This window comes from Kitasatospora sp. MBT63 (assembly GCF_000710465.2).
Classification (GTDB): Bacteria; Actinomycetota; Actinomycetes; order Streptomycetales; family Streptomycetaceae; genus Kitasatospora.
Map to the genome: position 1 here is coordinate 1 of NZ_JAIZ01000111.1, position 10,329 is coordinate 10,329.

Here is a 10,329-nt window from a genome sequence, read left to right on the forward strand (position 1 = left end):
GCAGGCGCCGTCCGGGTCCCCGCCCGAGGCCGCCGCCGCGCCACCGGTCGCCGCGGCCGCCCCCCAGGCGGCCGGACCGCCCGCGCCGGTCCGGGTCAGGGACCCGCTGTTCTCGCTCTCCACCGACGACCGGCTGATCGCCCTGACCATCGACGACGGACCGGACCCGACCTACACGCCCGCCGTGCTGAAACTCCTCGCGGAGCAGAAGATCTCGGCGACCTTCTTCCTGGTCGGCGAGAACGCCGCGGCCCATCCCGCGCTGGTCCGGGAGATCGCCGCCCAGGGCCACCACATCGCCAACCACACCTGGACCCACCCCGAACTGCGCCAGCTGTCGGACACCAAGGTCGGCGACGAGCTGCGCCGCACCAGCGACTTCCTGCACAGCACGACCGGCCGGGCGCCCACCTGGTTCCGGGCCCCCGGCGGCGACTTCACCAAGTCGTCGCTGGCAGCCGGCGCCGAACTGGGGATGCGGCCGATGTCGTGGTCGGTCGACCCGCGGGACTGGAGCCGCCCCGGCACACCCGCCATCACCAGCCGGGTGCTGGAAGGGGTCCGTCCCGGCGCGATCGTGCTCAACCACGACGGCGGCGGCGACCGGTCGCAGACCGTCGCCGCCCTGCGTACGTACCTGCCGATGCTGACCGGCGAGGGGTACCGGTTCACCACACCGCCCTGAGGCTCCGGCCTCACAAGCTGCTCCGTATCCGGACAAAGCGGCGCCCGCGGCGGAATCGGCCCCGGACGAGCCTTGAGACGGCGGCCCGGATGGGTGAGGATCTTGCTGTTCCACCAAGATCAGCAATGTCGTCACGAGGGGAGCACAAGGTGTCCACACGGACATACCGGCAGGGTGACGGCGGATCAGCAGAGCGGACGGGGGACGGGCGCGGGCCGGGGCGGCGCGCGCTGCTCGCCGGCGTCACGGGGATGGGGGCGCTCGCGGGCAGCCTCGCGCTGGGCGGGTCCAGCGCCTCGGCCGCGACGGCCGGCGGCGACCCGTACGTGGTCGACGTCGTCGCCAAGGGCGCCGACCCGACCGGCCAGACGGCGAGCGACGCGGCGTTCCGGGCCGCCGCGGCGGAGCTGCTCGGCTCCTTCCAGCCCGGCCCGATCTCCGGCGCGATACCGAAGAAGACCCTGCTCATCCCGCCCGGCACCTACCTGCTGACGCAGCCGGACTCACTGCTGCCCGGCGAGGACGGCATAGGTCACGGCGGCATCGTCGACGGCATCGCGATCCGCGGGTACGGCAAGCGGCTCTCCCGGATCACCTACGCGCCGACCGCCCGGGACACCACGCTGTGGACCAACCGGCAGCGGTACAAGAACATCCGGATCAGCGGCCTGACCTTCGAGAGCAAGGACGCCACCGCGACCTTCAACTACGCCTACTCCTCCGACGCCGCCGGGGTCCAGGACACCTGGTACGAGGACGTCGAGTGGCGCGGCAGCTGGAAGGTCGGCATCGGCCTCGACGGCCCGGCCGGCACCTCCGACCTGAACAGCGAGATGGGCTGGGACCACTGCCAGATCGGCGGCTCCTACACCGACGCGTTCCTGGTCATCGGGATGACGCCGGCCGAGTCCCAGCAGGACCAGTTCCTCAACTACTGGTTCCGGGACTGCAAGGTCGAGTACAAGTCCGGCTCGTTCGTGCGCAACGAGCGCGGCGGCTCGATGAACTTCACCGGAGGCTCGTACATCCTCACCGACGCCGCCTCCACCGGGACCTTCTTCCAGCTCGGATCGGCGGCCGGCAGCCGGGCGGACTCGGTGATGCGGCTGTACGCGCAGGGCATCCGCTTCGAGCTGCGCGGTCCGGGCCACAAGGTGATCGACTCCTCCTGGTACAAGGGCAACATCACCTTCGTCTCCTGCGACGACACCGCGCTGTCCTTCCAGTCCTGGGCACCCAACGCGGTCACCCACGTGTACCGCTTCGACGCCGTCAACCCGTCCCGCGGCCCGATGGTGCGCTACCAGGACTGCGCGCTGATGGGCTCGCACCAGGTGAGCGCCGCCACCGCGACCACGGCTGGCAAGCTGCTGTACGACGGCTGCCGGTTCATCGACATGACCGCGGGCACCGGGACCACCGGCTTCCTGCGCTGGACCGGCACCGCGCCCTGGTACGAGTTCAGGGACTGCCAGCTCCAGGGCGCCCGGCTGGCCGACGTCAAGGCCCCGTAGCGCGCCGGCCCGGCGGCGTCCGCACCGGGGCAGGCCGAAGCGGAGGACGGCCTGCGCCGGGACGGGCGCCCGGGTCCGACGGGACCGGGCGGGAGGAGGGGTGAAGGCCGGACCGCGCCCGCGATGACCTCGTGGCAGGTCCGGCCTTGCGCCCGCCGGCGGGCCCGAGAGGCCGGCCGCCGGGGCGGGCCGGGACGCTTCCGGTGACCGGAAGGGGTGCGCGCCACGGCCCGTCGAGTCGGGCCGGCCGGTGGGAGCGCCTGCCCTTGGGGCATGACGGTAGCGGCGCGCGGTCCCCCTGCGAACCCCAACCCGCCGGTATCTTGCGGGCTGGGACGAGGGCACCGGCTCCGCCGCAGGTGGGAGGGGCTCATCCGTAGGTCGGGTGCTGGGGCCAGCCGGCGGGGGAGTCCTCCCAGTCCTCCTGCCGGCCGTACGCGGTGAGGTCGAGGATGCTGTGCAGGAAGACCAGCCGGTCCACGCCGCGCGAGGTGGTGCTGTACGTGCGGTGGACCCGGCCGCCGTCGCGCAGGAAGGCGCTGAGCATGAAACCGCCGCCGGCCCCGCAGTCCGCCGAGAACGACGTCCCGCGCGAGGACACGAACGGCATGGTCCAGCCCTGCCGGGCCTTGGCCTCCTCGATCCGGGCGAGCGGCAGGTCCGACACCGTCGCCCAGGCGACGCCGTGGTCCGCGAGTGCGGCGGGCGCCTTGGCGGGGACGTTGTCGGTGAACTTGGTGCACCCCGGGCAGAGGTGGTCCGGGCCGACGTCCATGAACTGGTAGACCACCAGCTGGTCCTTGCCCTCGAACAGGTCGAGCAGCGTCCTGGGGCCGGTCGGCGACTCGAACACGTAGTCGTCGGCGAACCGCACCATCGGCAGCCGGCGGCGCCGTGCCGCGAGCGCGTCCAGGGCGCGGGTGGCTTCCTTCTCGGCCTCGAGCAGCTCGTCGCGGGCGAGCTGCCACTGTGCGGCCGACACGATCTCGGGCTTCTCCATGCGCCGATTGTGTCCCCGCCCGCGGCCGCCCGGCGCGAGGCCGGGCCGTGACACCCCGGACGGCCGACAGCGCGGCGGGACGGGTCCCTGCTGCCCTCGTCCCAGCGATCTCCGGTGAGGCCTGCGGAGGGTGAACCGCCTACTTGCGGGTCGTCGCCCGGCCGGTCAGGACGGCGACCGCGCGGGTCAGGGTCTCGGGGGTGGCCGTGTAGGGGAGCCGCAGGTAGTGGGTGAGGGTGCGGTCGGCGGAGAAGCCCGGCCCGGGGGAGAGCTTCAGGCCCTCGCGGGCTGCACGGGTGGCCAGGGCGGAGGCGGTCGTGCCGTGCAGCCGCAGCCACAGGCAGAGGCCGCCCGGCGGGAGCGTGAAGCTCCATGCGCCCGCACCCTCCAGCAGGGCCGCCAGGTGGTCGCGTTGGGCGCGGAGCCGCTCACGCCGGTCGCGCAGCAGGTCCTGCGGGTCGGTCAGGAGCTCGCAGGCGATGAGCTGTTCGAGCGGCGGCGGCGACAGCCGTGCCTGGAGCGGATTGTGCAGGAGTTCGCGGATGCGGGCGGCGTCGGCGCGCAGCCAGCCGACGCGCAGGCCGCCCCAGACGAGCTTGCCCAGCGAGCCGATGGCGACGACGGCCTTGCCGCTCAGGTGCGGGACGGGCTCCGGCGGGGTCCGCAGGTCCAGGTCGCGCAGGGTCTCGTCGGCGATGACCGTCAGGCCGTTGCGGGCCGCCAGTTCGGCGACCTGCTCGCGCTGGTCGGCGGGCATGAGGGCGCCGGTGGGGTTGTGGAAGTCGGGTGTCAGGTAGGCCAGTCCCGGTCGTACGGTCCTGATGGCGTGAGCGAGACGGTCCGGATCCCAGCCCTCCGCGGTGACGGGGGAGGCCGCCAGCCGGGCCCGGCGGCGCCGCAGGACGGCCAGTGCGCCGTGGTAGGTGGGGCTCTCCACCAGGACGGGGCGGGCGCGGTCGTGCAGGTGGTCGGCCAGGAGGGTGAAGGCGGCCCGGGCACCCGAGGTGACCAGGATCTGGTCCGGGCGGGTCGGCAGGCCGTCGCGGGTGTAGCGGTCGGCCAGCAGTTCCCGCAGCCGGGGCAGCCCCGCGTCGGGCTCGGCCGAGTCCATGAGCAGGGCGGCCGACCGCTCCACCGCCCGCCGGGACGCCTCCAGGTAGGCGCCGTGGGGGGCGGCGGGCACCGCGCGGGTGAAGTCGAGGCCGTCCCCGTGGTCCACCGACCAGGGCGCGGTGCGCTCGGTGACCTCCGGCGGGAGCCGGACGTCGCTGCCGCTGCCGTGGTGCGTGCGCAGCCAACCACCGTCGCGGGCCGCGGCCAGCGTGGTGACCACGGTGCCGCGGCTGACCTGGAGGGCCGTGGCGAGGGCGCGCTCGGACGGCAGGCGGGTGCCGACCGGGATCCGTCCGTCGATGACGGCGTCCCGGATCGCCGCGGCGAGTGCCTGCGCGAGCGGCCCCGGCTCCTGCCGCCAGCCGCCGAGGACGGCGGCGATGCCGGGACTGCGGGTCTCGATCATTGGTCCAGTTTGCCAAATGTGGACCAGGACTCCGGCACCGGCGGCCCGTAGCGTCGCAGGCACCGATCCGTGACCTGCCTCGAGGAGCCGACCCTTGCCTTCCCTGCACCCCCTACGGACGAGCGGCTGGTTGCGGCGGACGGCCGGCGGGCTGCCGGCCGCGTTCTGGTACCTGTGGACGGCGTCGCTGATCAACCGGACGGGCGCGGTGGCGCAGATCTACCTCGGCGTGTACCTGCTCTCGGTCCGGCACTTCGAGGTCTCCTACACCGGACTGGTCATCGGTCTGGGCGGCATCGGCACGGCCCTGGGCGGGCTGCCGGGCGGGATCATCGCCGACCGGTGGGGGCGGCGCCCGGCGATGCTCGGCGGCTCCGTCCCGGCGGCGCTGACCATGCTGGCCCTGGGCTGCACCGACGGTCGGGCGGCGGTCCTGGTGCTGGCGTTGCTGCTCGGGGTGTTCCTCGGCATCGTCCGGCCGGCGTTCACCGCGTCGATCATCGACGTGGTCGCCGAGGCCGACCGGGTCCGCGCGCTGAACCTGAACTACTGGGCGTTCAACCTCGGTTCGGGAGCCGCGGCGCTGCTCGCCGGCCTGCTGGCCAGGATCGAGCCCGTGCTGCTTTTCGCGACCAACGCCGGCGTCCTGCTCTGCTCCACGCTGCTGCTGGCGCTGAAGGTCCCGGAGACCCGGCCCGCCGCCACGGCCGTCAGGACCGGCCCGACCGGGCTCGGCCCAGTCCTGCGCGACCGGACCTTCATGGTCTTCGTCGGACTGACCCTGCTCGGCTGGACGATGATCGAGACCAACAAGATGCTGCCGGCCTCCCTCGTCGCCGACGGGCTGGACGTGACGTCGTACGGCCAGGTCATCGTGGTCAACATGGTGCTGATCGTCGCCGGGCAGCTCGTCCTGCCGGGACTCGTGGCCCGGTACCGGCACGAGCACGTCCTGGCCGCCTCGGTCGTGGTCGCCGGGGTCGGCTTCGGGCTGGTCGCGCTCGCCGACTCGCTGTGGGCGTACGCGCTGACGGTCGCCGTCTGGACGCTCGGCGAGATGCTGATGACGCTGGCGAACTCCGCGGTGATCGTCCAGTTGTCGCCCTCCGACGCCCGGGGCCGGTACCAGGGTGTGTTCGGATTCGGTCCGCCCGGCGCGATGTTCCTCGGCCCGGCCCTCGGCGGGCTGGTGGCCGAACACCTCGGCACCGGCACGCTCTGGGCCGGGGTGCTGTGCCTCGGTCTCGTCCTGGCGGTGGCGAACCTGGCGGCCGGTCCCGCCCGGTCGCGCCGGGTGGCGCTCCTGCGGACCGCCGCGGAGCGGGCAGGCCACGGGGTGGGCAAGGAGCTCTCCGGGCCCGGTGACCACCGGAGTGCCGTGCTCCCCCACGCTCCGGCATGACGGCCGGCCGTGGCGCTGCAGATGCCTACGGCGACGCTCCGAGGGCGACCCGCCCGCCGGGGCAGCCTCCAGCGGGGTTGCACACCCACAGATGGGGCGCAGCGCGAAGGAGAGTTGGGACCGGCTGGTGGCTTCGGCGCGAGGACGGTGCCGGTCAGGGTGGAGGCGCTCCTCCTCCGCCAGTGCGCTGCCGGGCCCTGCCCGGCGGCCCTGCACCGCCCGGCTGCACCAGGAAGCCGGGAACAGCCGGATCGCGGGCGTGAGGTACCGGGCACAGGCGCAGCGCGCCGCGGCAAGCAGCGTCGGCGGCCTCGCGTCGTGCTGGGGCCGCCGACGGCGGGCCGGACCTCGGCGGTGTCGCGCGAGGGTCTGCGAGAATCGGTCCCGGGCACCGGACCGGAGGAGGCCGCCGTGGGCGGGGACGATGTGGCACGCTCGCGGATACCGCAGCTGCGGCTCGACGAGTTGCTGGAGGAACTGCAGGCACGGATCGACGCCGCCCGCGGGACCAGGGACCGCGTCCACAGCCTGTTGGAGGCGGTGCTGTCGGTCGGCCGTGAGCTGGACCTGACCCAGGCGCTGCGTCGGATCGTGGAGGCGGCAGCCGTTCTGGTCGACGCCCGCTACGCGGCGCTGGGGGTGATCGGTCCGGACGGCGAGTCGCTCTCCGAGTTCCTGACGGTCGGTATGTCGCAGGAGGAGATCGCGGCGATCGGGCCCTACCCGAAGGGCAAGGGTCTGCTGGGTGAGCTGATCAGCCATCCGGAGGCCTTGCGGTTGGAGGACCTGTCGCAGCACCGGGCCTCGTACGGGTTCCCGGCGAACCACCCGCCGATGCGGACCTTCCTCGGCGTGCCCGTACGGGTACGGGAGGAGGTGTTCGGCAACCTTTACCTGACGGACAAGCGCGGCGGTGAGGAGTTCGACGCCGACGACGAATCGGTGATCGCGACATTGGCGGTGGCCGCCGGAGTGGCGATCGACAATGCGCGGCTGTACGAGGAGGCACAGCGGCAGCAGCGCTGGCTGAGCGCGAGTGCGGAGATCACTCGCAGCCTGCTGTCGGGCAGTTCGCGCGTTCGGGTGGTGGAGCTGATCGCACAGCGGGCACGGGAGATCACCGGGGCTGCGCTGGCGGACGTGGTCGTGCCGGAGGCCGGTGGCGGGACGCTGAAGGTGGAGTTCGCACTCGGCGGGGATACGGGGCGCAGGACCGGTCTGGTGGTGGCATCGGAGGGCACGCTCTCGGGGGCGGCCTGTACGGGCGGCGCCTCGGTCACCACCTCCGATCTGGCCACCGACGCGCGCCTGGCGGGCGATCCGCGACGGGCGGAGGGGCTCGGCCCGGCTGTCGCGGTGCCGTTGGGGCGTCGTGAGGGGCACATCGACGCTGTCCTGCTGCTCGCCCGCCGGCCGGGGGAGGCCCTGTTCTCCGAGCGGGAGATCGAGCCGCTGCTCGGCTTCGCGGACCAGGCCGCGCTGGGGCTGGAACTGGCCTCACGGCGCCGGGACGCGGAGCAGTTGGCGATGCTGGAGGACCGCGACCGGATCGCCCGGGACCTGCACGACCTGGCGATCCAGCGGCTTTTCGCCACCGGTATGACGCTGCAGAGTGCCGCCCGCTTCATCGAGCACCCGGGGGCGTCGGACCGGGTGCTGCGAGCGGTGGGGGACCTGGACGAGACGATCAAGATCATTCGGTCGACGATCTTCGGACTCCAGGCCCGGGACGACACGGCCGGCAGCGGGCTGCGGGCCCGGGCGGTGAAGGCGGTCGAGACGGCTCAGGCGGCGCTGGGCTTCGCACCGCGCCTGAGCATGGAGGGCCTGCTGGACACCGACGTCCCCACCGCGGTCGCGGATCACGTGGTGGCCGTCCTGGGCGAGGCGTTGAGCAACGCGGCGCGGCACGCCGGAGCCGGGCGGGTCGAGGTTGTGCTGCAGGCGACGGGCACTCAGGTCGTGCTGACGGTGCAGGACGACGGCGTCGGCATCCCGGCGCAGGGCCGGCGCAGCGGCCTGCGCAACCTCGCGGAGCGGGCCGAGGGCCTCGGCGGTGCCCTGGAGTTGTCGAGCCCGCCCGGGGGTGGAGCACGACTGGTGTGGTCCGCGCCGCTGGGCGACTGAGCGCCAGCACCGGCCGGGCCACCGGGTACGGGCCCTCAGCTCCGGCAGGGCCGGGAAGCCGGCAGGGTCCTCCCGGTCACCAGCTCCGCGCGGATCCGGATCGACACCTGACCAGGGCGGCAGGGCAAGGCGGGATCCTGTGGGGCGGGGCCCTCGGCGACGGCGGCGTGGCCGAGCACGGTGACGCTCCAGCCACTGCCGTCCGACTCGTCGACCTCCCCCGCCTCGAAGGCCACCAAGGCGCCGGACACGGCCCGGACCAGCTCGGATCCTGCGGGGGCGCGAAGCAGGACGCTGCCGTCGGGGCCGAGGCGGTAGCGCGTGGGGAGGACGGCCGGAAGCGCGCCGATGGTGTACACGACTCGGCCGACCGTGGTCGCGGCCAAGAGCCGCAGGCACTGCTGCTCGTCCAGCGGCGCGTGATCGACTTGCGGGGTCTGATCTGGCTTCATGGCTTCGATGGTCGCCTCGAACCGGTTCCGGGGAGAGGGGCCGATGGTCCCCCGAGTGCTGTCGAAAGGCTCCGGATGCGCACCGGTCGCCCCGGTCGGCTCCGGACGGCCGGCCCGCTCACCGCCCGGGGCGGCCGGCGGCGTGGTCGCGGGCGGCCGTGGCCTGGGTGGCGATGACGGCGGCCTGGACGCGCCGCTCGACCCCGAGCTTGGCCAGCAGCCGGGAGATGTGGTTCTTGACGGTCTTCTCGGCGAGGTAGAGCCGCTCGCCGATCTGGCGGTTGGTCAGTCCTTCGCCGATCAGGGCGAGGATCTCCCGTTCACGGTCGGTGAGTTCCGGGAAGGCCGGCGCCTGCGGGACGGCGCCGTCGCCGCGCAGCCGGGCCATCAGCCGGGTGGTCGCGCCGGGGTCCAGCATGGACTGTCCGGAGGCGACCGTGCGAACGGCGGAGACCAGGTCGGTCCCGCTGATCTGCTTGAGGACGTACCCGGAGGCACCGGCCATGATGGAGTCGAGCAGGGCCTCCTCGTCGTCGAAGGAGGTGAGGATCAGGCAGGCCAGGTCGGGCATCCGCGAGCGCAGTTCCCGGCAGACCGTCACGCCGTCGCCGTCGGGGAGCCGCATGTCCAGGATCGCGACGTCGGGGCGCAGCGCGGGGACGCGGGCGATCGCCTGCTCGACCGTGCCGGCCTCGCCCACCACGGTCAGGCCGGGCTCGGCGTCGAGCAGGTCGTGCACGCCACGGCGGACCACCTCGTGGTCGTCGAGGAGGAACACCTTCACCGGGCTGCCCACACCGACTGCCGCGCTGTCCACCATCACCGCTCCATGTTCAAGGACCCGCCCGGCGGCGGGCCGCGTCGGACCTGAGCGTAGTTTGCCGGGCACCCGAGGGGTGGCATAGGGCCGAACGGCCCTATGCCACCCCGGACGCATCGTCGGTCCTCGTCGCGCCGTCAGGTGCTCGCCCCCGACAGGTCGGATGCGGCGCCGGCGAGCGGGGGCGGCGGAGCAGCCGGGCTGCCGCCCGCGGCGTTGCGAGGGGTGAGGGGACGGAGTGCCGAAGCTTGGAGCCGATCCGTAGGGTGAGGCGGGGCGCGGCGGCGTGGTGGGCCGGACATGGTTTCTCCCCATCGTCAGGTCCGTGGTGGGAGAACGGTGTTGTGCGATGCGCGTGCCATCGTGGCGGGTGGCCGGCGTGGTCGATCAGGGGCCGGACGTCCCGCCGGCGGGGGCCGAAGCCCTTCCGGGGGAGTCGGGTGGGCGGGGTCGGGGTCAGCCGAGCCGGGGGTCGCCCGTGCCGGGCCGGTGGGTCGCGCGTCCGCTCCATACCGGCTCGGTCTCGGCCCAGGCGCGCTGCCAGGCCGCGTCGGAGCGGCGGTTGAGGGAGCGTAGCCGCAGGCCCAGGCCGCAGACGATGAGCACGAGAAGGAGGCCGAGGACGGACAGGCCGAGGCTGAGGCCGTCGGAGACCAGGTCGGCGGTGCCGGCCGGGGCCGTGGCGAGGCGGCCGGTGTCACCGACCCAGACGCCGACGGTGGAGTTCGCGTCGGCGCGGTGCTCGATCTCCACGGTGCCGGTGTGCGCCTGCTCGCCGGGGTACGTCCAGGTGGCCGTGGCCCGGTAGCG

8 protein-coding genes and 1 pseudogene are annotated in these 10,329 nt (G+C 73.8%); 4 read left to right on the plus strand and 5 right to left on the minus strand.

Annotated elements, in window-relative coordinates; translation table 11 throughout:
* Positions 1-685: polysaccharide deacetylase family protein (locus tag AA75_RS07350; protein ID WP_051811969.1), on the plus strand; the 685-nt coding region annotated here is incomplete at its 5' end.
* Between the two features lie 149 nt (positions 686-834).
* A complete protein-coding gene (locus tag AA75_RS07355) occupies positions 835-2,199 on the plus strand; it encodes a hypothetical protein (protein WP_233288951.1) in 1,365 nt (454 codons plus the stop codon).
* Positions 2,200-2,569: 370 nt separating this feature from the next.
* Here the strand turns inward: AA75_RS07355 and AA75_RS07360 are convergent, their stop codons facing one another.
* Both AA75_RS07360 and AA75_RS07365 read right to left on the minus strand, forming a co-directional pair.
* Positions 2,570-3,199, minus strand: coding sequence for a DUF899 family protein (locus AA75_RS07360; RefSeq protein ID WP_033818987.1), 630 nt, complete (start codon positions 3,197-3,199; stop codon positions 2,570-2,572).
* A gap of 139 nt (positions 3,200-3,338) precedes the next feature.
* Complete coding sequence (locus AA75_RS07365) at positions 3,339-4,718, minus strand: PLP-dependent aminotransferase family protein (RefSeq protein WP_033818988.1); 1,380 nt, start codon at positions 4,716-4,718, stop codon at positions 3,339-3,341.
* A gap of 94 nt (positions 4,719-4,812) precedes the next feature.
* Here AA75_RS07365 and AA75_RS07370 point away from each other — a divergent pair, with 94 nt between their 5' ends.
* Positions 4,813-6,120: an MFS transporter gene (locus AA75_RS07370; RefSeq protein WP_199520279.1), complete on the plus strand. Its 1,308-nt coding sequence runs from the start codon at positions 4,813-4,815 to the stop codon at positions 6,118-6,120.
* A 411-nt stretch (positions 6,121-6,531) separates the two neighbouring features.
* Positions 6,532-8,247: a GAF domain-containing protein gene (locus AA75_RS07375; protein ID WP_033818989.1), complete on the plus strand. Its 1,716-nt coding sequence runs from the start codon at positions 6,532-6,534 to the stop codon at positions 8,245-8,247.
* 35 nt (positions 8,248-8,282) lie between these two features.
* Here AA75_RS07375 and AA75_RS07380 read toward each other — a convergent pair whose 3' ends face one another.
* From AA75_RS07380 to AA75_RS49105, 3 genes and pseudogenes are all read right to left on the minus strand, one after another.
* Complete coding sequence (locus AA75_RS07380) at positions 8,283-8,699, minus strand: pyridoxamine 5'-phosphate oxidase family protein (protein ID WP_051811971.1); 417 nt, start codon at positions 8,697-8,699, stop codon at positions 8,283-8,285.
* Positions 8,700-8,817: 118 nt separating this feature from the next.
* Complete coding sequence (locus tag AA75_RS07385; protein ID WP_033818990.1) at positions 8,818-9,519, minus strand: response regulator transcription factor; 702 nt, start codon at positions 9,517-9,519, stop codon at positions 8,818-8,820.
* Positions 9,520-9,975: 456 nt separating this feature from the next.
* Positions 9,976-10,329, minus strand: a pseudogene (locus AA75_RS49105) (hypothetical protein); the annotation flags it as partial.

What these genes read in the sequence shown, in the direction of transcription:
- AA75_RS07360 (WP_033818987.1), bottom strand. Translation starts at nt 3,199, where the DNA reads ATGGAGAAGCCCGAGATCGTGTCGGCCGCACAGTGGCAGCTCGCCCGC.
- AA75_RS07365 (WP_033818988.1), bottom strand. Translation starts at nt 4,718, where the DNA reads ATGATCGAGACCCGCAGTCCCGGCATCGCCGCCGTCCTCGGCGGCTGG.
- AA75_RS07380 (WP_051811971.1), bottom strand. Translation starts at nt 8,699, where the DNA reads ATGAAGCCAGATCAGACCCCGCAAGTCGATCACGCGCCGCTGGACGAG.
- AA75_RS07385 (WP_033818990.1), bottom strand. Translation starts at nt 9,519, where the DNA reads ATGGTGGACAGCGCGGCAGTCGGTGTGGGCAGCCCGGTGAAGGTGTTC.